At 36.1% G+C, this 23,734-nt stretch carries 24 protein-coding genes; all 24 read right to left on the bottom strand.

Annotation, left to right across the window (positions count from 1 at the left end):
• Positions 1-17: 17 nt before the first annotated feature.
• Positions 18-584, bottom strand: a complete 567-nt coding sequence (locus ACT5E3_RS10985) for a CvpA family protein (protein ID WP_444998354.1) — start codon at positions 582-584, stop codon at positions 18-20.
• Positions 585-633: 49 nt separating this feature from the next.
• Entirely contained in the window at positions 634-1,311 is a 678-nt protein-coding gene (locus tag ACT5E3_RS10980) for an SPOR domain-containing protein (RefSeq protein WP_444998353.1), read from the bottom strand.
• A 24-nt stretch (positions 1,312-1,335) separates the two neighbouring features.
• Positions 1,336-2,580, bottom strand: a complete 1,245-nt coding sequence (locus tag ACT5E3_RS10975; protein ID WP_444998352.1) for a bifunctional folylpolyglutamate synthase/dihydrofolate synthase — start codon at positions 2,578-2,580, stop codon at positions 1,336-1,338.
• Between the two features lie 102 nt (positions 2,581-2,682).
• A complete protein-coding gene (gene acnB / locus ACT5E3_RS10970) occupies positions 2,683-5,268 on the bottom strand; it encodes a bifunctional aconitate hydratase 2/2-methylisocitrate dehydratase (protein WP_444998351.1) in 2,586 nt (861 codons plus the stop codon).
• A gap of 330 nt (positions 5,269-5,598) precedes the next feature.
• A complete protein-coding gene (locus ACT5E3_RS10965; RefSeq protein ID WP_444998350.1) occupies positions 5,599-6,741 on the bottom strand; it encodes a sterol desaturase family protein in 1,143 nt (380 codons plus the stop codon).
• A 40-nt stretch (positions 6,742-6,781) separates the two neighbouring features.
• Positions 6,782-8,008, bottom strand: a complete 1,227-nt coding sequence (locus ACT5E3_RS10960; RefSeq protein ID WP_444998349.1) for a beta-ketoacyl-ACP synthase — start codon at positions 8,006-8,008, stop codon at positions 6,782-6,784.
• Positions 8,005-8,730, bottom strand: coding sequence for a 3-ketoacyl-ACP reductase FabG2 (locus ACT5E3_RS10955; RefSeq protein WP_444998348.1), 726 nt, complete (start codon positions 8,728-8,730; stop codon positions 8,005-8,007). Before ACT5E3_RS10955 ends, ACT5E3_RS10960 begins: the two co-directional genes overlap by 4 nt.
• Positions 8,731-9,219 carry an ApeP family dehydratase gene (locus tag ACT5E3_RS10950; RefSeq protein ID WP_444998347.1) on the bottom strand — a complete coding sequence of 163 codons (489 nt, stop codon included), beginning with the start codon at positions 9,217-9,219 and terminating at the stop codon, positions 8,731-8,733.
• Positions 9,212-10,399, bottom strand: coding sequence for a beta-ketoacyl-[acyl-carrier-protein] synthase family protein (locus tag ACT5E3_RS10945; RefSeq protein ID WP_444998346.1), 1,188 nt, complete (start codon positions 10,397-10,399; stop codon positions 9,212-9,214). Before ACT5E3_RS10945 ends, ACT5E3_RS10950 begins: the two co-directional genes overlap by 8 nt.
• Positions 10,400-10,425: 26 nt before the next feature.
• Positions 10,426-11,028 carry a DUF3261 domain-containing protein gene (locus ACT5E3_RS10940; RefSeq protein WP_444998345.1) on the bottom strand — a complete coding sequence of 201 codons (603 nt, stop codon included), beginning with the start codon at positions 11,026-11,028 and terminating at the stop codon, positions 10,426-10,428.
• Positions 11,016-12,254: an NAD(P)/FAD-dependent oxidoreductase gene (locus ACT5E3_RS10935; RefSeq protein WP_444998344.1), complete on the bottom strand. Its 1,239-nt coding sequence runs from the start codon at positions 12,252-12,254 to the stop codon at positions 11,016-11,018. Before ACT5E3_RS10935 ends, ACT5E3_RS10940 begins: the two co-directional genes overlap by 13 nt.
• Complete coding sequence (locus tag ACT5E3_RS10930; protein ID WP_444998343.1) at positions 12,251-14,593, bottom strand: MMPL family transporter; 2,343 nt, start codon at positions 14,591-14,593, stop codon at positions 12,251-12,253. Before ACT5E3_RS10930 ends, ACT5E3_RS10935 begins: the two co-directional genes overlap by 4 nt.
• Entirely contained in the window at positions 14,577-15,170 is a 594-nt protein-coding gene (locus ACT5E3_RS10925; protein ID WP_444998342.1) for an outer membrane lipoprotein carrier protein LolA, read from the bottom strand. Before ACT5E3_RS10925 ends, ACT5E3_RS10930 begins: the two co-directional genes overlap by 17 nt.
• Positions 15,163-15,582, bottom strand: a complete 420-nt coding sequence (locus ACT5E3_RS10920) for an acyl-CoA thioesterase (protein WP_444998341.1) — start codon at positions 15,580-15,582, stop codon at positions 15,163-15,165. Before ACT5E3_RS10920 ends, ACT5E3_RS10925 begins: the two co-directional genes overlap by 8 nt.
• Before the next feature lie 13 nt (positions 15,583-15,595).
• Entirely contained in the window at positions 15,596-17,152 is a 1,557-nt protein-coding gene (locus tag ACT5E3_RS10915) for an HAL/PAL/TAL family ammonia-lyase (protein WP_444998340.1), read from the bottom strand.
• Between the two features lie 20 nt (positions 17,153-17,172).
• Positions 17,173-18,876, bottom strand: a complete 1,704-nt coding sequence (locus tag ACT5E3_RS10910) for a glycosyltransferase family 2 protein (RefSeq protein WP_444998339.1) — start codon at positions 18,874-18,876, stop codon at positions 17,173-17,175.
• Entirely contained in the window at positions 18,877-19,218 is a 342-nt protein-coding gene (locus ACT5E3_RS10905; RefSeq protein WP_444998338.1) for an ApeI family dehydratase, read from the bottom strand.
• Positions 19,215-20,576, bottom strand: coding sequence for an AMP-binding protein (locus ACT5E3_RS10900; RefSeq protein ID WP_444998337.1), 1,362 nt, complete (start codon positions 20,574-20,576; stop codon positions 19,215-19,217). The genes ACT5E3_RS10905 and ACT5E3_RS10900 overlap by 4 nt, the downstream gene beginning before the upstream one ends.
• Positions 20,577-20,585: 9 nt before the next feature.
• Positions 20,586-21,065, bottom strand: a complete 480-nt coding sequence (locus tag ACT5E3_RS10895) for a hypothetical protein (protein ID WP_444998336.1) — start codon at positions 21,063-21,065, stop codon at positions 20,586-20,588.
• Between the two features lie 77 nt (positions 21,066-21,142).
• On the bottom strand, positions 21,143-21,391 hold the full coding sequence (locus ACT5E3_RS10890) for an acyl carrier protein (RefSeq protein ID WP_444998335.1): 249 nt from the start codon (positions 21,389-21,391) through the stop codon (positions 21,143-21,145).
• Complete coding sequence (locus ACT5E3_RS10885) at positions 21,391-21,654, bottom strand: phosphopantetheine-binding protein (RefSeq protein ID WP_444998334.1); 264 nt, start codon at positions 21,652-21,654, stop codon at positions 21,391-21,393. Before ACT5E3_RS10885 ends, ACT5E3_RS10890 begins: the two co-directional genes overlap by 1 nt.
• Positions 21,647-22,345, bottom strand: a complete 699-nt coding sequence (locus ACT5E3_RS10880) for a lysophospholipid acyltransferase family protein (protein ID WP_444998333.1) — start codon at positions 22,343-22,345, stop codon at positions 21,647-21,649. The genes ACT5E3_RS10885 and ACT5E3_RS10880 overlap by 8 nt, the downstream gene beginning before the upstream one ends.
• A 77-nt stretch (positions 22,346-22,422) precedes the next feature.
• Positions 22,423-23,157 (bottom strand): beta-ketoacyl synthase chain length factor, encoded by a 735-nt coding sequence (locus ACT5E3_RS10875; protein WP_444998332.1) that lies wholly within the window; start codon positions 23,155-23,157, stop codon positions 22,423-22,425.
• A gap of 186 nt (positions 23,158-23,343) precedes the next feature.
• A complete protein-coding gene (locus ACT5E3_RS10870) occupies positions 23,344-23,718 on the bottom strand; it encodes a PH domain-containing protein (RefSeq protein ID WP_444998331.1) in 375 nt (124 codons plus the stop codon).
• Between the last annotated feature and the right edge of the window lie 16 nt (positions 23,719-23,734).

Below are 23,734 nucleotides of genomic sequence, written 5' to 3'. Positions count from 1 at the left end.
ATAACCTTTATTAAGAGTCAGGAATTTTTATCCGGCGTTAAGGCTTGATTAACGCTCGGAATAGAATCTTTTACATGATCGTAGAACCAATTCCCAATGATTTCAACATGCGGAATCAATTGAGACTTTTTCCACCAAGGATCTTGCTGTACCAACGTAAAAGCATTTAATACAATAACAGCCACCGAAACAATCAAAATACCTCTTAATGCGCCAAATGCCATGCCCATAAAGCGATCCATACCGCTTAATCCAGCTTTTTCAACTAATCGGCCAATAATATAATTAATAAGTCCTGAAACGGTTAATGTTATAAGAAATAGTCCAGCCCAGGCAATGCCGTAGCGTAAACTTGGCGTATCTATGTGCCCTTCCAATAATACTGAAAAATCTTGGTAAAAACCTTTCGCAACAAAAAAAGCGAATATCCAACCAATTAAAGATAAAGCTTCTCTGACAAAACCACGAATTAAACTAATACCAGCCGATAAAGCGATAATTATAAGGATTGCCCAGTCAACCCACTGCATAAACTCAATATACTCGATTGAAGAATTGATGCGAATTCTATCAAACTTATCCAATACAAAACAGTCTTGAAATTAAAACAACATCCAGTTAGGGCAACACGCCCTAATGTTTAATTGGATCAAACACTTTAATAATTGCCTTTCCTTGAGCTGTTTCAGAAACTTTTGCTAGTTGTTCACTGGCCTGAGACTTTTCAATATAGGGCCCAACATAAATACGATAAACAACTTTTCCTTTATCGCTTTTATACTTTCGACGATAAGCTTTATAACCCGCTTTTTTAAGTTTCTTAACTAAATTTTTAGCATTTTCTATATTAGAAAAACTGGCAACCTGAATAACCCAGCCAGCTTGCTTAAATGGCTTACCAATCGTTTCTTCAACAACTTGTTTTTTTTGTTGAGAGAGCTCAACCTTAGTACTTGGCTGAGACTTTGTCTTTCTACTTTCACTATCAGAACTAGCCGCAATTATTGCTGTTTCAGCATTATTTTCTTCGCCATCTTCGGTGATAGCTAAAGCTTCTTCAGGATCCTGCTTGAGCTCATCAATTTTGTTTGCCTTACCTTCAAGCTTATTAAGCTGTTGTTCAACTAATTTATTTTTCTTTATTGTGCCTTCAGAAATTTCATATTCGACCAGGCTAGTTGGCTTTTCTGGTATTTGAGACTCAAATGGAGGACGTTTGGTTTTCTCTTTTAAAATAGCAGGCAAAAATATGACAGCTAAAGCTATCAGTACTATGGCTCCAACAATTCTTTGTTTTAAGCTATTTTCCACTAATTCCCCTAATATCTGAATTGATTAACTAACTGATTGCTCATATTGAAACATGTCAGCTACTGTAATAAAAGAACCAAAGACCAAAATTAGATCATTTGGGGTTAAAGTTTGGCAACAGGCTTTATAAACTTGTTCAACCGAAGCGTAACCATTGCAACTATTCTGCAAGCTTAGAGCTTGATAAACCATCATAAGTTCCTGAGCAGATGCAGCCCTATCTATTGGCAAATCAACAAACCCCCATTCATCTACCACCTCATCCATAATTAATAGTACATCTTCTATCGATTTATCTGACATCATACCGCATATAGCTACGACTTTAGTGGTTTTGCCTGGCTTTTTAAGACGACTTAAATAACCTTTTAACTGTTTTTTCAAGTTTTCAGCAGCTTGAGGGTTATGTGCCACATCAACAATAGTTGGTATAAACGTACTAAGTCGCTGAAAACGCCCTCTCACTTCTATCGCTTCTAAAGCTTCTTTTAAATGAGACGGTTGATTTGGAAACAAGTGCTTAAATGTGTCTAAGGCAAGCATAATATTTTGTTCTAATAGCAGATATTGATTAACTTGGGGATCTTTAATTAAAGCCAGTTGTTCAACATCAGCTTGCGAAACCAAAGATACATTTTCAGTCAATACTTCTGGTAGCTGGGTCACTAGCTCATAACTATGACTATCACCAATAAAAGTCTTACCCTTAGCTCGAATAATACCGGCTTTTTCAGATGCTATTTGGGCCAGAGAATTTCCTAACCAATCGGTATGATCTAATGCAATAGTTGTAATTAGCGACACATCAGGATCAATAATATTCACCGCATCCAAACGCCCACCTAATCCAACTTCAAGTATAATTAAGTCGAGTTGGCTTTGTTTAAAAACCCAGAGTGCAGCTAATGTCGTAAACTCAAAAAATGTTAATGGCAAATCATCACGAATACTTTCAATTAAAGTAAACGCTTTAACCAGCATTTCATCTTCAACCTCAGTGCCGTTCAGTTTAATGCGCTCATTAAAACGTAGTAAATGAGGCGAAGTATAACTTGCCACACGGAGGTTTTTCTTTTTTGCAATAGCTTCTAATGTAGCAACAACACTCCCCTTGCCATTGGTTCCACCAACCATAACCACTTTAGCCATAGGATTAAGCAGTTCTAGTTTTTTAGCTATCGTCCTTATTCGTGCTAAACCTAGCTCTATTTCTTGCGGATGAAAACTTTGGATATGATCCAGCCATCCGTTTAAACTCATTTCTTTCATAATTCTACTTTAATGACCAACCAACTCAGTTGCTGAGTATTTTATTTTGTTAAAACTAAAAAAGCACTCCGAAGAGTGCTTTTAGTCATACAAAATTCACTTTTAATTAATGTAAACCTTATTCTCAACAGGAATTGTCACGCTTGCAGCCGATTTTTTAAAAGCTTCAATTTCATGAAAATTCAAATAACGGTATACATCATCTGCCATTGTATCCAAGTCAGCCGCATAACTCATATACTCTTCAACAGTTGGCAACTTACCTAAAATCGACGCAACCGCAGCAAGCTCAGCAGAAGCTAAATAAACGTTAGCCCCATTTCCTAAGCGATTAGGGAAGTTTCGCGTAGATGTTGAAACAACCGTTGAATTAGCAGCAACTCGTGCTTGATTTCCCATACATAAAGAACAACCAGGCATTTCAGTTCTTGCTCCAGCCGTTGCAAAAATATTGTAATAACCTTCTTGCATCAACTGATGTTCATCCATCTTGGTTGGAGGAGCGATCCACAAACGAGTCGGTATAGAGTCTACTTTTTGTAATAACTTACCTGCAGCCCGATAATGTCCAATATTAGTCATACAACTACCAATAAAGACTTCATCAATCTTATCACCTTGAACTTCTGATAACGGTTTAACATCATCAGGATCATTAGGACAAGCAAGTATTGGTTCTTTTATTTCATTTAAGTCAATTTCAATTACAGCCGCATATTCAGCATCGGCATCAGCTTCCATTAACTCAGGTTTTTCTAACCACTTTTGCATATTCTCAATACGACGACTGATGGTACGAGCATCACCATAGCCTTCTTTAATCATCCATTTCAGCATTGTGATATTAGAGTTCAAGTACTCTATAATTGGCTCCTGATTCAACTGAATAGTGCAACCAGCAGCACTTCTTTCTGCTGAAGCATCTGACAATTCAAATGCTTGTTCAACTTTAAGATCGGGTAAACCTTCTATTTCTAAAATACGGCCAGAGAAAATGTTCTTTTTCCCTTTCTTTTCAACAGTCAACAAACCTTCCTGAATGGCCGCATAAGGTATCGCATTAACCAAATCTCTCAGCGTAACGCCAGGTTGCATTTCACCTTTAAATTTAACCAGAACCGACTCAGGCATATCCAACGGCATTACACCTGTTGCTGCCGCAAATGCCACTAGACCAGAACCCGCAGGAAAAGAAATACCTAATGGGAAACGCGTATGAGAATCACCACCAGTACCAACTGTATCAGGCAATAACATACGGTTTAACCAGCTATGAATAATTCCATCACCTGGTCGTAACGAAACACCACCACGACTCATAATAAAGTCAGGTAAAGTATGCTGTGTATCAACATCAATTGGTTTAGGATAAGCCGCTGTGTGACAAAATGACTGCATCGTCAAGTCAGCAGAAAAACCTAAGCAAGCTAAATCTTTTAACTCATCGCGAGTCATAGGACCCGTTGTATCTTGAGAGCCGACAGTTGTCATCATTGGCTCACAGTACTGCCCTGGTCGCACACCAGGTAAATTACACGCTTTACCCACCATTTTTTGTGCCAAAGTAAAGCCTTTATCTGATTCACCAACAATTGCTGGAGTACGGAAAAAATCAGCCGGTTCCAACCCAAGAAAATCTCTTGCTTTTGCAGTTAAACCACGCCCAATAATCATTGGGATGCGACCACCTGCCTGAACTTCATCAAGTAATACATCGGTTTTTAATTCAAACTCAGCAATCACTTCGCCATCTTTTTCAATTTTTCCTGCATATGGGTAAATATCGATAACATCGCCCATATTTAACTGAGACACATCAACTTCAACTGGTAAAGCGCCAGCATCTTCCATTGTGTTGAAAAAAATTGGTGCAATTTTTCCACCTAAACAAAAACCACCTGCTCTTTTATTTGGAATGTGAGGTATATCATCTCCCATTAACCAAAGCACAGAGTTAGTGGCTGATTTACGCGAAGATCCTGTTCCTACCACGTCTCCGACATAAGCCACAGGATGTCCTTTCTTTTTAAGCTCTTCAATGGTTTCTAATGGATTTCCTTCTAAACCTTCTCTAGGATTTTTTAACATGGCTAACGCATGTAACGGGATATCAGGTCTAGACCAAGCATCTTGAGCGGGAGACAAGTCATCAGTATTTGTTTCGCCAGGCACTTTAAAAACAGTTAAAGTAATTTTATCATCTAACGCATCGCGAGATTTAAACCACTCAGCATCAGCCCAACTTTGCATAACGGAATGAGCAACTTTATTACCTGATTTAGCTTTTTCAGCAACATCATGGAAAGCATCAAACATGAGCAAAGTGTGCTTCAGTTCTTCACCTGCTAATGAGGCTAATTCTTCAGAGTCAAGCAACTCGACTAAAGTGGCAATGTTATAACCGCCAAGCATTGTACCAAGTAACTTAACCGCCTCTGCTTTGTCAACAATTGGAGAATTATCTTCACCTTTTGCGATAGCACTTAAGAATGCAGCTTTTACGTAAGCAGCTTCATCAACCCCAGCAGGTACTCGATTAGTCAATAAATCTAATAAAAACGCTTCTTCTCCAGCAGGAGGAGTTTTTAATAACTCCACCAGTCCAGCCATCTGCTCAGCAGATAATGGTTTAGGAACAATCCCCTGTTGGGCTCTCTCTTGCACGTGATCACGATATGCTTCTAACACTCTTTAAATCCCCATTAGTGATGATGTTATTCAATTTTGAAAAGTTGATATAGTACACAGAAAAAACCAACTTGCAGACTCCAAAACAATAACTAAAGACTAGTTGAATAGGCGCGAATTATACAGATTTTTGACCCAATAATAAATCGCCAAATGATATCATTCTGTTATGCAACAAAAACAAAATCGACAAAGCTGATAATTAACTTTCTTTTTAAAGGACGTGGTTTAACTTGTAACACTAAATAATCTGAATTCAGGATAAGATAATCATTCTCAAATAAATTAGAAACCTTGATCCTTATATAACTCAGTGGGCTATAAGAAAATTTATTCCATTTTTTTAAATGGAAATAAGAACTGTTCAATAAAACTTCTTGGTAAGCGTTTTGTCGTACCATATTCAGCCGGCCAGTGCTTCACAGGCATATGATAAGTTTTAAATACCCAATCGAATAATGGTGTATGAACCGCATAATTTGTATCAATTGCTGGTTGATCGGAACTATGATGCCAGTGATGATATTGAGGAGTTGCAACCAAATACTTTAAAGGACCAAACGGCACGCCGATATTGGAATGAACTAAAACCGCTTGAAGTGCAGCAAATGTCACATAAATATCAAATGCTTCTTTACTTGCACCTAACAAATAAAGCGGAACCATTGCAACAGAACGATCCACGATAGTTTGCACTATATGATTCCTTGAGCCCGCCAGCCAATCCATATGTTCAACCGAATGATGAACAGCATGAAAACGCCATAATCGAGGAACTTCATGAAATAAGCGATGTGACCAATAAAGTACAAAATCAGCAAAAATAATCAGTATTAAAACTTGCACAATAACGGGTAAAGATTGAATATAACTTTGAACCGTTTTACTAACTGCCCAACCAAATACACTAACAACAAAATAGTTAGATATAAACAGTAATACAGCCACTAATAAATGATTAACACAAAAATAAAATAAGTCGAGTTTCCATTCAGGCCGCAAAATGGCCTGCTCTCGGTACTTTGGAAAAATTTTTTCTAAAAAGGTAAAAATAACGACTGAAGCAATCAAGGTTAATAATAACCAATCTAAACCTAGCGAAAAGCGAGTGGGTTCGATCTCCCCGACTTCAACCGTATAACCACCAGCGGCAAACCCTGCTAATGTAAACAACACACCAATAGCACCTAAACGGCGTTTTTTAGAAAGCACAAAAGTTAACAAAGCAAAAAATAATGATAACCACATGGTCACCATTAAAACTGATTGCAATACTTTTCCATCATAAACAGCCCGTAAATCAGCGGTGGTTAAATAGCTTGGAAATTGATAGCAAAGTACCGCCAAAAAACTGGTTATCCCTAAAAAACACGAAGCGTATCCACTAATTTTACCTTCTCCAAAATAAAACATTTGTTCAGACATATCTTCAGTTTGTCTTTGCTTATATTCAAATGCTTTATCGCTATCCATTAGTACTCCTCAATATTTTTTCATTAAAGCTTTTTAATCTCTAATCAACTTTTTTAAAAATTAGTGATGTATTAATTCCACCAAAAGCAAAGTTATTGCTCATTACATAAGCACAATCCATCTGACGGTTATTTTCAGTAATATAGTCTAACTCACCACATACCGGATCAACGTCAGTTAAGTTGACTGTTGGTGCATACCAGCCACTATTCATCATTTCAATCGATAACCAAGCTTCTATGGCACCACAAGCTCCCAAGGTATGGCCAAAATAACTTTTTAAAGAGCTGATTGGGATATTCCGATTAAAAACGGTACGGGTTGCATTACTTTCTGCAACATCTCCTCTATCTGTAGCAGTCCCATGCGCATTCACATAGCCAACTTCAGATGAATCAATTTGAGCATCTTCAATGGCTAACTGCATCGCAGAAGCCATTGTATCTTGCTTAGGCTGGGTCACATGTGCGCCATCTGAATTACAACCAAAACCAACAATTTCAGCAATAATATTGGCGCCTCTTGACTTAGCAAACTCATAATCTTCTAAAATTAAAGTGCCTGCACCTTCTCCAATAACTAATCCATCTCTGTTTTTATCAAACGGTTTAGGACTTTTATCTGGTGATTGATTTTGAGTAGACGTTGCAAATAAGGTATCAAAGACAGCCGCTTGTGTAATACATAATTCTTCTGCGCCACCTGCGATCATTACTTTCTGACGGCCATATTTAATTGCTTCATAAGCATAACCAATACCTTGGCTACCCGATGTACAAGCACTACTAGTAGGTATTATTCTTCCCTTACAGCCGAAAAATACACCAATATTTACAGGTGCAGTATGACTCATCATCTCAACATAAGATGTTGAGGTAAAACCTTTCATTGAACCTGTTGTTAACAAATTACTAAATGAAGGCAAAGGTCCCATACTGCCAGATGAAGAACCATATGCAATACCTGTTCGGCCATCAGTAATAACTTCATTATCAGTCAAATTCGCATTATCAATTGCTGCTCTAGTAGCACAAGTTGCTAGCATAGATACGCGCCCCATACTTCGAATTAGTTTTCTTGGCAACTTAGGAAATTGATAATTTTCAACTGGCGCGGCTAGTCGCGTTCTGAGATCCTCACATCGTTCCCATTCTTGCATATAACGCACAGCATTTTGCTTTTGCTTGAGCAAAGCCTGAATTTCATCCCATTGAGTGCCAAAAGCAGTGATACCACCAATTCCAGTGATCACAACCCGATTCGTCATGCCATGCCTCCATTCACAGAAATCACTTGACGAGTGAGGTAAGCTGCGCCATCAGATAATAAATAGTTCACTAAACTAGCTACTTCATTGACTGTTCCTAAACGTTTTGCAGGAATCATTTTCATCGCTTCAGTCACCAGCTCATCAGATAACATTTCGGTATCAATTAAGCCAGGGGCAACACAATTAACAGTAATCTTTCGTTTCGCCAACTCAACTGCAAGCGCTTTTGCAGCACCAATTAAACCAGCTTTAGAAGCACTATAGTTAACTTGTCCACGATTACCTACAACCCCTGAAACTGAAGACATAGCAACAATACGGCCGCCCTTTCGAGCTTGAATCATTGGCATTATGGCAGGATGAACAACATTATAAAAACCATCAAGGTTGGTATGAATGACTTGATCCCAATCTTCACTGGTAATCGATGGAAAGGCATTATCGCGCGTTATCCCAGCATTACAAACAATACCAAAGTAGGCACCGTTTTCTCGAATATCGTCTTCTATGACTTCACGGGCCATATTTCTATCAGCAATATCAAACTGCACTATGCTCGCAGAACCGGAGCTCTGCTTTATTTCTTCTACTACCGCTTGAGCAGACTCTATTCCTGAGCGGCAATGAACCACAATATCAAAGCCTGCATTGGCTAAAGTTAAAGCAATTGCTTTACCAATACCCCGACTAGAACCTGTCACTAAAACTCTTTGCGTCATTTATTTTTTCTCAATAATTGCTTGTACATCATCTGTTTCAAAAACATTTAGCTTAGCTTTACCATAAACTTCCTCGCCAGACCTAATTATACAATCAAAACTGGCTAAACCTGAATCATCCATGTAAAGCTGCTCTACTTCAATTTGATAAGTTTTATCAGCAGGTAGAAACTGATTAATTATATGAAACTTTCGAGTACCTAACAAAAACCCTAAATTTATCGGCTCATTATTTAATTTAGAACGTACGCCAGCTAATGCCGCTATGGCTTGCGCCATATATTCAATGGCCACCCATGTTGGCACCCCTTGTTCTTGCAAGTCATAAAAACGACTCTCTTCTCTAATGGTAATTTCAGCGGTTAAACTTTGTTCACTTTGCTCAACAACTTTGTCAAGCAGTACCATTGGATCAGAGTGAGGAATGAGCTCACCAACAGTATATTGTTCAATAACACTTTGAGCTTTTTCTGTATCTAATTTATGCATCTAGACATTTTCCTAAAATAACACTGACGTTATTACCACCAAAAGCAAATGAATTACTCATTGTCACTTGGACTGGCAAAACGCTTTTACTCGTATCACTCAATTTTATGGGACTTAAGGAAGGATCGTAACATCCATCATACACATGTGGCGCAATAATTTGTTCACTACTGTGCTTTAGTATCAGCCAGCAAATACCAGCCTCAGTTGCACCAGCAGCTCCCAAAGTATGGCCTGTGAGCGGTTTGGTTGAGCTTGTTTGCACTTGATCAGCAAAAATATCATACACCGCATGACTTTCCATTGAGTCATTTAGTGAAGTACCGGTTCCATGCAAATTAATATAATCAACTTTTTCTTTATTGATATTGGCATCTTTTAACGCCGCTTGCATCGCTTGTTTAGCACCACTGCCTGAAGGCTCTGGCGCTGACATATGATGAGCATCTGATGATTCACCTACCCCCAATAATTGGACACTACTTTTTTCTTTACTCATCAAAAATAGCGCCGCAGCTTCACCAATATTAATTCCTTTTCTGTTTACACTAAACGGATTAGTTAGCACATTTGAAACCGCTTCTAGAGAGTCAAAACCATTAAGTGTAAGATCACATAGAGAGTCAACCCCTCCAACAATAACAAGATCACAAATATCTAAATCAATCAAACCACGGGCAGAAGCAAAAACTTTTCCACTAGACGAGCAAGCCGTAGACACTACATAGGCAGGACCTTCAACTTTTAAATACTGAGCGATAAAGTCACTAATAGCACCTATTTCTTGCTTCTTATAAGTATAATCAGCGGGAATTACGCCACGCTCTATGTGAGATTTAATTGCAACTTCAGCTTCACTTATGCCTGAAGTACTCGTACCAATTACCACTCCAACTCTTGCAGCGCCATAACGTTCAATCCCATCTTTGATAGCGCTTTCTATTTGCTGAATAGCAGCCAAAGCTAATCGATTATTTCGACAATTAAAATCAGAAAACTCATCAGGTATTAAAGGTAGTTCAGCACTAACAACGCCAGCATGAAATTCTTTTTGACTAACTGGTGTGATGTATTTCATCATGCCAGGAGAACATCCCAACTTAAGATTGTGCCAAATATCAGCTAAGCAACAACCAAGCGCATTCACCATAGCAACTTGATTTAAATATACTGCAGTCAATTTTTAATACCTTTTCATATTAGCGACTAAAAAATCTCTATATCTAATGGCGTTATCATTAATTGATACCCTCGAGTATAATGATAAAACGCTAAATGATTTTGATAATGAGGAACCCCACCGTATTTCACTTCAATTAGCTTCTTTGAACCACGATATAATGTTCGTAAAAAAGAACTATCAGAATTGACTAAGCGACATTCATCTGATTTAAAACAGTTAGCGTTATTGTATAAACTATTTTTTACCTGCTCCACAGGCCATAGTGCAAACTGAATATCAGCTAACAAATAGCGTGGATTAATTTTCTTAATCACTTGAGAAACACCATCCACTTCTATCGTATCACCATCATATACAACCGTAAAAAGACGAGTTCCCGCAGGTAATAAACCAACAACAACAAACTTTTCATCGGTTATTTCACTTTGAAATATTAATTCATGCGTCTCATTGTTAAAGCTGACTTCGGCAGCCTGAGTTGCAACTATGTTATGGCCAAAACTCTTCGGTGACAGTAATTGAAACTGAACGCCATTATCCAACTCAATTAATTTATCGCTATATTGTAAATGAGCGCAACCTGTGAATAAAAATAATATTATAGAAAAAACAATTAACTTCTGCATATTTCAGCCAACACATTAAGTCGTCGCTTAGCTTGAGCCACATAAGGATTAGTTTCATCCCAAGCATACCCCGCCAAAATAGAACAAATCATACGCCTTACATCATCTGACGCTTCTTTATAAAAAATAATGTCTTGTAACCGTCCATCATACCAAGCATTAACAAACACTCTAAAAGTATCAACACCTTTCAGTAAAGGCTTAGCATATTGTTCTTCCCAAGAAACGCTTTCACCATTGTTTTGTTTGATAATTAATGACGAAGCTAACGTCGCAGACTTAAAAGCAATAGTAACCCCGGAAGAAAAAACCGGATCGAGAAACTCACCAGCATTACCTAGTAAAGCATAATTTTTTCCAAACAAAGATTTAACGTTGGCCGAATAACCAGTAATACTTTGCACTGGAGAATTAAATTCTGAATTTTCGAGCAAGCTTGATAAATCAGGCTCTTCTGCAATACATTTTTCTAACTTCTGTAAATCAGAGCCTTGTATACTATCAAAAAAGTCTGTTTTAGCAACAACCCCTAAAGAACAGGTCCCATCTGAAAACGGAATTAACCAATACCAAACACTATTATCTTTAGGATGAACACTAATTAGTATTTTATTTCGGTCGTAACTATCTTGACGAATATTATCTTTAATATGACAAAAAATAGATTGTCTTACTGGCATTTCTGATGGCAACTCTAAATCGAGCAACTTAGGTAAAACCCTGCCAAAGCCACTCGCATCAAGAACAAAACCAGCCTCAATTACATAACTTGTACCATCTTCTTTTTTTATTGTTACCAGATTTGAAGTATCGCCAAGTTTAATATCAGTCACTTCCTGTTGATAAGCGATTGGTACGCCAAGCTCTTCGGCTTTTAGTGCTAGTCGATGATCAAACTCAGCCCGTTTAACTTGATAAGTTGTCCCCGGCCCATTAGAAAATTTTTCTTCAAAATTAAAAGCACTGTATTGCCCATTTTTACTAAAAGCAGCACCATTTTTAAACTGATAGCCAGCCGAATCAACAGTCTCTAACATATCTCCTTCTTTTAAAAAGCACATTAACTGAGGTAACAAACTCTCTCCTATCGAAAACCTTGGAAAAACCTGCTTCTCAACAATTCGAACATCAACTCCCTGTTTTTGCAATAAGCTAGCCGCAAGACTACCAGAAGGTCCTGCGCCGATTACAAGTACATCTGTTTTTTCTTTTTGTAATTCAGTCATAGTGACGGTTTCCCCAATCTAAGAATAAAGCTGCCCATCACAGGAGCAAGTAATAATGCGGTACCAATACCAAAAAACATCGTAAGACCAAAGGCATAAATTGCAGGTGTCTCACTTAAAGCCAGTAAACCAAATGAAAAAAGAGTCGTTAAAGCTGACAAAATAACAGCTAACAATATCGTTGCACTCACTTTTTTTCCTTCAGCAAAAAATAATCCATAATCAACACCAATACCTAAAACCAAAAATAAAGCTAAAGTATTAAACAAAGTAATTGGAATAGACAAAACCGTTAAACAAATCAAAGTAAATGAAATAGCAATAACAGGAGAAGAAAGAACAATACAAGCTTTTTTTATACCATATCTAAAAGTTAATAATCCTAATATTAAGATACAAGTCACCAACAGCAAAACCGAAGCTTTTTCTTTATAAAGTTGAAATATTTGAGAAATTTTTAAGACCTTATCAACAAATATCACCTGCTCATTTAAATCAGTCAAATTTTCTAGCTTATTAATATTGTTTAAAGCAATGATTGCCGCATAACTCTCTCCTGTTTTACCAAGCCACAGGTGAGACATTCTTTTGCCCTGGGGGGAACTAAGCCAGCTATTTAGCTGCCAATAATTATCTTTATCATTTAAAAGTTTAGTTTCAAATTGAGTCGCTTCTTGTGGCGTAATAATACCGCTTTCGACAATTTTATCTAAAGCAGAAGATTGATAAAGCTTTTTATAGAGTTGGTAATTATTTTTTTGACTTCTAATACTTGGTAACCATTGGTGTATTGACTGGTAGCCTTCAATACTACCGTTATTGACTAGCGCATCTAATTGCTCACCAACGTTTTCCATATTTTGTAAAAGCTCTTCTTCAGTATTAGCACTCACTAAAAAAAACTGATTCGCTGCTGGTGTTTGTAAAACTTCTTGTATTGTTGCTTGTTCAGATTCAAGTTTTGTATTTGTATTTTGAAATTGGCGTATATTTTCTTTCTCTGAAGCGCCAAAAAATAGTAAAGCAATAGCAAGCAAAGGAGTTACGGCAAAAAACTTCCAGCCATTAATCGCTAAACGAGACTGCCCTGCCATAACAAGTAATTGGCAAAAAGTAATAATTCGTGATGAAATACGATTTTTCAAAGGAACATAAGGAAACAGTAATACAACGGTTAAATAGGCTGCAATTAAACCACATAAACTAAATATTGCCATTTGTCTTAAACCTGGAAATGGTGTATTAAATAACGCCAAATACCCAAGAACACTTGACAGTAGCCCTAGTGTTATTGCGGGAAATATTTTATTTAAGCGCACAAAATTATCAGACAGATTCACCGAAGCTAAATAATGAAAAGAATAGTCAACGGCAACCCCTATTAAACTTGCCCCAAAGACTAAAGTGATTAAATGTACTTCACCAAAAGCTTGGTGTACAACAGCAAGTCCGGTTAAGATACCAACAGAAATACTAGTCACAACTAACAACAAAGGCGTAATACTTCTGAATGTAAGCAAAACGAGTGAAACGACTAATAATAAGGAGCCTACACCAATAGTTGAAATTTCACCACGAGCAGTTTCATAACCATGGTGTGCATAAAAAATCGCTCCTGCTCGATATAAGCGAACATGACTAGCGGCATTTTCCCAATTAGCCTCCAACTGTGAAATTGAGTCAACAATATTTTTTTGAGTTATAGGAGAAAAAGCACTTCCAGTTAATTCTGCAGTAACAAAATAATAATAAGCCCCATTTTTCTCTAGTGATAAAAAACCTTGCTCTAATGCTAACTCTTGAGTATTACGTTGACTTTGAGCCGCATTAAATCGGTACGACTGTAATAAAGGATCATGTCTTATCAGTTCAACTAAGCCACCTGATAAAGGAGAATATAACTGTTGTAAAACAAAGTCAGAAAAGGTTTCGTAATTCTCATTAGTCAATGCTAGCTTATCGGCTTGACTCAGTAAGTGGTTACGATATTGAAAAGTCAATTGAGCGATTGAATTTAACTCTTTACTAGAAACACCAGAAGTTACCTCGTTAATCCATTGGCTTTCATTAAGTGTTGATATCAGTTCTTCAGTGGCTTTAAGTGCCAATGTTTTTTCTTGATGAGAAACCAAAAAAAACATTCGTTGCATATGTTTTGCAGAGAACTGAATAAATGCTTTTTCAATTTGTTTATCTTGCTTTTCAATGGGCAGCAATTTAAGTATGTTATTTTCAACAACAATCCCCTGTTTGCTCAACAACAACAACTTCACTGCTAATGCCACAGCAAAAATCAACCACAAAAGCAAGCCTATTTTATTTTTAATTTTGTTTATCAAAATACTTCTCAAATTCGTAGCTTAACTCTTGAGTCATATAGTTTAACTTAATGGTTGTATAATCCCCTCTCACTTCATTCAATAAGACCTGCTCTATCTTATCTTTACCCTGCAATTGAATTAGACTAAAAAGCTGGGCAATATCTTTATTAAACGGCACTAATTTTAATGTCCAACTCTCATCATTACACTTAAAGTCAGTATTAAAGTGGGTGGATAACTGTTCTAGCTGCCCCGTTAACAAGTGAATAAAAACAGAAGACAAGGTATTTACAAGTGGATTTTTAGGGACAGCTAAAACCATATCATTTTTATCAAACTGCTGCATTTCACCTTGGCTAATCACCATTGTTGATTTGATAGGTTTTAACATTTGCCATACAAGTAAGTCTTTTGACTTTACCCATAATCGTCCGGTTGAATGAATGGGTCTAGATAAAACTTCAATATTTTTTGTTTGAATAAAACTGGCTGAAATAGTTTGTTTAGCCATTGCCTCTGCAATGGTCTCAAGACTACATGCCAATGCATTACTTGCCATAAACATAAAGATAAACATAATAAAAGTTTTATTCATCGTTCACTCCTAGTCTTTCCAACAACACAGGCGGTGAAACAAAAAGCATATCACGACTATTTAAATCAACAGCAACTTGAATCGTATACCCTTTAGTTAGTTTTAAACCAGTTTTCTGACAAACAATTAAATACTCTATTTTCAAACGATTTTCAAACTCAACAACTTTTGCCTGGCATAACAGCCGTTGTCCAAATTGAGCAGAGTTTACATATTTCAACCTCATATCAACAACGGGCCACATATAACCAGAACGCTCCATTTCTTCATAGCCATAATTAATTTTTGATAACAATTCACAACGAACTTTTTCAAAATATTTAACATAATTTCCATGCCAAACAATCTGCATCGGATCTAAATCATAAAATGGTACAGTGATGACTATTTCAGCATTAACAACTTTATTCATACTCTATAACCACTTAATAAGTTGTCCAATTTTGTTTTCTAATTAAATCAACAAAGTTTCTTAAATCTTGATCTAATGGTCTATCTTCAGTTAATAACTCAAATTCATTAAAAACTTCTTTGTGAGTTTGTAAAATTTCTACAGATAAAGACTCTTTAACAATTTCCCCATTGCTCATACGAATATCCAAACCCTGAGTACTCGACATTAATAAAGCTGAAGCAACTTGTTCAGTTAACTCAAGTATCCGAATACAGTCTCTAGCAGCAATTGTTCCCATACTAACTTTATCTTGATTATGACATTCAGTAGAGCGAGAAAAAACACTCGCAGGCATAGTATTTTTTAATGCTTCAGCAGTCCATGCACTGACTCCAATTTGCACCGCCTTAAAACCATGATTAAGCATTTCTCTACCGGGTTTAGCAGCAGATAAATTGCTGGGTAAACCATGGTTAAATTTTGTATCCATCAACAACGCCATTTGACGATCCATCAGATCGGCTAAATTAGCAACACAATTTTTTAGTGAATCCATTACAAAAGCAATATGCCCACCATAAAAATGCCCACCATGTAAAACATGCTCTCCCTGCCCATCAATAATTGGATTATCATTTGCACTGTTTAATTCTGTTTCAATCATTTGCCTCATCCAGGGCAATGAATCTCGCAACACACCAATAACATGCGGAGCACAACGAATAGAATACCTATCTTGTAAGCGAGACGAGTTTCTTGGATGATTTTCATGATGTAAATCAACTCTTATCCATTCTGCAATCTGATTTTGTCCTGGATGAGGTTTAACACTAAACAATAAATCATCAAAGTGATTGCTATTACCTTTTAAAGCTAACGAACATAAGCTGGTAATTCTTGAACACAATCGAGTTAAATATTCAGCTCGTTTATAAGCAATGCATGCAAGAGCAGTCATAACAGCTGTGCCATTCATAACTGCCAGACCTTCTTTAGGCCTTAATTTTAAGGGCTCGATATTCTGCTGGGCAAAAACGCTCTCGGTTGTTTGCTCTTTACCATCAAAATAAACGTTCCTCTCACCAATCAACACCGCAGCCACATAAGATAAAGGTGTTAAGTCGCCACTTGCACCAACAGAACCTTCTTTGGGTATTACCGGGATGATATCTTGATTAATTAAAGTTTCAAACTGTTGGAGCATTTTCCAACGAACCCCAGAATATCCTTGACTCAACGAAGCCAACCTTGTTGCAAGAATTGCTTTAGCTTCTTGTTTATCAAAAAAATCACCTAAACCACAGCCATGAAAGCGAGTTAAGTGCAGTGGTAACTCTTCCACTTTATCAAGTGGGACCTGAACAGTACATGAATCACCGTAGCCAGTTGTTACACCATAAATAACCCCATCTTCTTTTAATAGTCTATCTAAAAACTCTGCGCCTGAATTCACTTTTTGATGAAAATCATCGTTGTTACTTAAAGCAACATCTGCCTGATTTTCAGCAATCGCATTAATATCTTCGATGGTTAAATTATTCTCACCAAAAACAACTGTGTGTTGATTAGTTTCTTTTTCCGATAACATTCTTATTGCTCTCAATAATCTTACTTATTATTTCGTTTAATATATTCTGGTTTATCTACTTGCCAAAAATCATAAAAGTTAAACCATTGCTGCGGGGCTTTTTGACAATAATAAGATAATCTCGCAGCATAACGTTGAACTGACTCTTTGAGTTTTTTTGCTCTATCTTTACGCGAAAATCTCAGTGAGTCAGCAAAATGTTCTAAATAAACATTATAGGTTCCGCTTTCTTTGATGCAAAACAACAAATATACCGGACACTCTAAAAGCCCAGCTAATATATGTGGGCCTTCTGCAAAAGGTGCGGTTTTACCCAAAAAATCAACATACTGTATTCTTCCAAAGCTGGAGACAGAAGTTCTATCTCCAACAATAATGACTACTTCGCCCTGCTCCACTTTTTGCTTTAATAATATTGCGGTATCTGCGCCCATTTTTTCTACATGAATTAAATTGACTTCCACTTGTGAATTACTTTGGCTAAGAGCTTTCTGAAATTTAGGTGCATGCTTGTTAAATACAACAGCATTAATCTTAAACTCTTTTGTTCTTTCTCCAATCGCTCGACAAACCTCAATATTTCCCAAGTGCGATCCAATAAAAACAGCACCTTGAGAAGATTGACTAATCCGTTTAAACTCATTTTCTCCATGTAAAATAATATCCTGGCGATTTATGTCTCCCATCCAACAGGCAATTTTATCAATTGCTGCTATACCAAACTCATAAAAATGGGCGTAAATTTGACCAAAGCGAACTTTCTCTGTTCTTCCTTCGAACCGATATAAATTCCTCCAAAAAGTACGTGATGACGCTCGAGCACTAGTGGAAGTTAATACAAAATACCCAATTACCGGATGTAAAAAAAACGCAAAAACTCTTCGTCCAAACACTTGATAAATCCAAATCAAAAATCGTAACCCACTGAAATTACCTTTTTCTTTTTTAGCGCCCCAATGAATACTCTTTTTATTTTTTGGTTCAGCTTTAAACTTTCTGCCAACAAGAAAAGGCAAACGTTTCAACATACCAAAAAACAGCTTTGTGTGCATTTTGGTTATCAACCAATTATCATGAAAAACTTGAAAATGAGACACACCGTCCTTAGGATAAATCACTTTGGTCGGGTAAAAATTGAGTTCAATATTTTTCCAATAAAGCCTAACTAAAACTTCAATATCAAAATCCATTCTTTGACCAATATTAAACTGTTCTAGCAAGCTCACAGTTGACTCAAGCGGGTAAACTCGAAAGCCACACATTGAATCTTTAATTTTAAAGCTGAGTGTTTCAACCCAAACCCAAAAATGAGTAATATAGCGTGGTATTAACCGAGACAAGGGAACACTTTCATCATAAACAGGGTATCCACAAATAACACTATCTGGAGCATTTTTGCTTCTGATAAAAAAAGATTCAATATCAGAAAAGTTGTGCTGTCCATCTGCATCTACTTGTAAAGCATGAGTGTACTCTTTTTTATAAGCTGCTTTTAAACCGGCAATAACAGCACCACCTTTGCCACTATTTCCAGCTAAGTGTATGACATCAACTAATTCATGCTCTTTATCTATTTCTATCAGTTTTTCTTGTGTGGCTTGATTACTTCCATCATTAACAATAACAAGTGGAATATTAAAACTAAGTAACTCAGGCAAAAGCTGGCTAAATACTTCACCATGATTATATATTGGAATGACAATACAAGGAGAGTAATTATTCATTCATTCAACCACTAGCTTTCCAGAAGAATGTTTTGCACTATCGGAATAATAAGAAAAAATAATTTTATCATCCGTCACAGCCAGCTCAAGAAAAACATTAAGTCCTGGCTGAATGACATGTTGAAATTTCAAAGCATCTATCCTTGCAATATTTTTACTAATAAAAGATGAAAAATATTTTTTAGTTAATCCTAAAGCCCATTGAATCTGCACAACCCCTGGAATTATTGGCGTTTCATCAAAATGACCTTCAAATGCATTGAGTTTTTTATCAATATATAATGACAAGATCACTTTGTCGCTCGAAATTTTTTCGTCCGTTATTTCTGGCAAATCAATCATATTAAACTTTCACTTTTAATAAACAACTTCCTTAATGCATCAGTATCTAATTTGCTTTGAGTCGTTTCAGGTAACTGAGACACAATACGCCATTTTCTAGGAATTGTTACAGCCTCAAAATGCTTCTTCATTTTCAGTTTAAACCAATTAAACAATGCACTTTTACCTAATCTTTTTTCTCTCTTGATGCCTTGCTCTGATAATATTAAAACACATCCTATAAACTGTCTTTTACCTTGTATTATTAAAGCAACACAACGCTCAACGAACTCTAGTTTTTCTAAAAACATTTCAATCTCAGTTAAAGAAATTCTTTTTTCCTCAAGTTTAACGATACGATCTTTTCGCCCTTTCAGTTGAAAATAACCAAAGTCATTAAACGATAAAATATCATCTAATTTTATCTTATTAAGATTATACAAGTGATTTGCATTAAACCAAGTATCATCATTATCTTGTTGAAACTGAACCCCCGCAAATGGCCGCCATGGTGTATTCTGGTGTTCTTGTTGTCGATAAGCTATTCCACCTGTTTCAGTACTACCATACACTTCTACAGGCCTTACTGAGAAATAAGATAACGCTTTATTTGACGCTTCATAAGCCAGTGGCCCGCCAGAAGAAAAAACAATTGAGGGCGATACCTTATCTAAAGAAAAATCAATACGAGAGATAAATGCCGGGCTAGACACTAAAACTATTGGTAAATTTAGCTTTTCCATCAAAATAAGCTGCTCAGGATACTCGATGAAAGGATTTGTACAGTAACGACCTGTCACAAAAGGCCAAATTAACTTGAACAATAGACCATAAATATGTAGGTGAGACACAGTGGAATAAAAAACACCTTGAGCAACTTGATTAGCGAATGTTTTTTCTAATGTTTCTATTTCTTTAATTAGACAAAACAAGTTCTTTTCAACAACTTTAGGTACGCCAGTAGAACCAGAGGTAAAAAAATTAACCCGCTCTTCTCCTGTTAAAAGAAAATCTTCTAACTCAACATCTTGCTCGTCACAATTAAAGTCAACAAACAACTTATTTTTAATTAGAATACGACTATCACTTAACACAGCTTCAAAGTTAGATTCACACTCTTCCAACCAGGAAGCTGAATTATTTGAACAAACATAAACTTCTTTTTTTAAACTTAACAAAGCTAAAAAGCCGGCAAAGAAAGTATAAGAGTCATCACTATACAACAACCAACTTTGCGCATCATTCTGTTTAAGTTTACTTTTTAATAGAGCAACATCACTACGCAATCGCATTAAGTTAACAAAACTTTCAGTGATAATGTTGTAGAAAATTTTATTTTCATTGTCGCCATTAAGCTGTTTATTGAAACGATTCAGCATAAACTCTCACTATTTTTTTAAAAATATTTTTCGGTACACCAACTCACTCCCGAAGAGAGTTCCCATTAAAATATACGCAATCAAACCGTTATATAACGTCCAAAATTGAATACTAGTAAAAATTGCAGTATACAATGAAAACATTCCATTACATAAAAAAAACATGCACCATATAATGGTCACTTTTCTCGTATAAACAATACCACTTTGAGGCAGTTCCGGCTCACTGATTTTAGCGATTTGTTCAATAACTGATGGCGGATAAACAACACTATAAGCAAATATAAAAAGTAGTGTTAAATTAATCGCTACAGGGTAAATTTTTAAACTCAATATAGAATTACTTATCACTACGATAAAAAGTATCGCTACACCAACAAGTAATGTTATATTTTTATGTGGTGCCTTGTAGTCACTATTTCTTCGATCAACAAAATATTTAAAAAATATAATCAATCCCAATATAACAGCCATATATCGAGGCTGCATATATTCCAGCCCCAAAAACACCGCAAGCGGATAACATATAACTAATGTTAATGAAATAGCTTTAAAGGTGAAGTCCATTATTCGTTAATTAATTCTTCAACAGCATTAACAACATCCTCAATAGTTCTTACTGCTTTAAATGTTTCTGGTTCTATTTTTTTCCCGGTTATTTCTTGTAATTTAATCACTAAATCGACAGTATCAATACTATCTAAATCTAGTTCCGAGTATAAATTAGCCTCATTTGTAATACTCGCCTTATCAATTTCAAACTCTTCAACTAGAATGGCAACTAATTGATTATATATTTCTTCTCTATTTTCCATTAAGCTACTTCTCTCTGCTCTTTTACAAATGCTGTCAAACTTGCGACAGAATAAAAATGTTTTTTAGAATCTTCACTATTTGCTTCCAGTTTTATATTAAACTTCTTTTTTATTGCTAACCCAAGCTCAAGAGCGTCAATTGAATCTAAACCTAAACCATCCCCAAATAAAGCTTCTTCAGAGTTAATATCTTCAATGGTTATATCTTCTAAATCAAGTGATTCAATGATTAGTGTTTTAATCTCTGTTTCTAGCTCATGCATAACTTTTAGTTTCCTCGGATAAATAATTTTTTAATACTTCGGTCAACCTTCTCGCACTCACAGATAAGCCAACATCAGAGTTAACAAAAGGTTCCACTTTAATAGGCTCATTCACTTTAACTGAAAATTCGGCTTTAGTATCCGGAATACTATACCAAGGCTCATTCTTGGTTAAAGTCGATGGTTTACATCGTATAATGACAGGAACAATATCTGCGCCGCAACGTAATGCAATATTAGATGCACCTCTTTGCAGCTTTATTGCTTGCTCTGGTTGAGTACGGGTTCCTTCTGGAAAAATAATTAATGAAAACCCCTCATCAAGTGATTTTTGACAAGACATAATCAAGCTTTCAGGATCTTCGTCATTTTTAATATAACCAGCAGCTTTAACAACACCTTTGAGAAATGGGTTATTCCACAAGGATTTTTTCACTACACAATCGGCATGAGGAAGAATTGCGATTAAAACAACCACATCGATCAATGAAGGATGGTTCGCAACAATAACTTTGCCATGATAATCGGCTAAGCTTGCTTCAGCTTGTTCAATATTAAAGTTAAACATGCCAAAATAACTCATCATATTGATAAAAAAACGAAACGTTTTGGTAATGATTTTTCTAGAGATAGCTTTTTTATCTTTCTTATCAACAAATAAATTAACCATAGGAAAGATTAAGAAACTCAAAACAACTCCCCCTATTCCAAATAAGGCAAAACTAAATGCAGTGGCTATCAAACGCCATATGTAATTTAATTTTCTAATCAAAACTTTTGCCAGTACCAGGTTGTTTTATCTGTAGCCACGCTTTGTTTATTATTATCAGAAAGAAAGAACTTAAGAAATGATTTACCAAGATCTTCAATATCTGATGAAAAAGCATTTTTATTATGTTTGAAATCCATGACTATATCTGAGTTTCCCTTTGAATTAAGCAATAATGCAATGCTTAATGATTCCTTTAAATGACCTTTTTCAGAATTAATAGGCTCTGGAATAGGTTCATCAAAGTAGACAACAAGCACAGGTACTTCAGGGAACCGATTAAGCAAAACACAGGCTTCAACGAGAGCAAAGCCAAATGTATCATTTCCAGCAGCAATTGTCGTAGCGGGTTGTTTATTCTTCTCATGAATAGAGAAAAGCCCCAAAGCTGTGTTGTGCACAGACATGCTAAAATCAGTTGGAGATATTTCCCCTTGCTCAACTAAAGAACATAATATTTTAACCGTTCTTGTTAACTCGCCATGCTGAGAAGCGAAAACACAGTGAGGCGGAATTGCCACATTCTGTACACATAAATTCGCACTGTGCAGAGCCATTTTACTTAAATGACTCATTCGCCGTCTTTTCATTGCTGGTATATGAGTAATATCAGGTGCTTGATAATTAAGGGAAAACTCCTTATCTAAAGCCCAATCTGTCCAATTAGAGTCGTGACTCATGGTAGGTGACCAAGCAGCCCAAGAATCAACGGAAAATTTGAGTTTTCTACCCACTCTATATACACCAACGCCTAAACCGCGGGATTTTCACATACTTTACTGTTAAAAACAATACCTTCCCCATTGTCCAACCCTAGGCGTTTACCAGCTTTGAAAGCTTTATACGAATTATTTAAACAATATTTTTCTCAAATAAATAAACGTTCTCAATAAATAGTATTTTCGTTAATATAATTCTGTTTAAAAAACAAAGTTAGCAATTGTTTTTTGGATCCCCACTATGTCAGTACCTCGCTTTAACTCCTTGGTTATAGGATTTTCACGTCCCGAAATCCATATTTTCAATTCTGAATCCAGGTCAAAGTGACCATTCGTTTCTATACAAAAACAGGTAATTGAGCGATATGGTATACTTAAATATTCTACTTTTTTAGCGGTAAGCCCTTGTTTATCAATAAGAATAATTCTTTTATTAGTGAAAATAAAAAGATCTCTAATCACCTTGTACCCAATTTGGATGGATTCATCATCGGCTAAGATTGGAGCAAACTCTTCGTTGATAGCTTCAAGGTTGACTTCATCAGCATTACCTAAAATTCGGCTAAATAATCCCACTTCTCTCCCCTATTAA

This window comes from Aliikangiella litoralis (genome assembly GCF_052495765.1).
The sequence above is the reverse complement of the archived record's forward strand: the minus strand, read 5'-3'. Positions and strand labels throughout refer to the sequence as shown.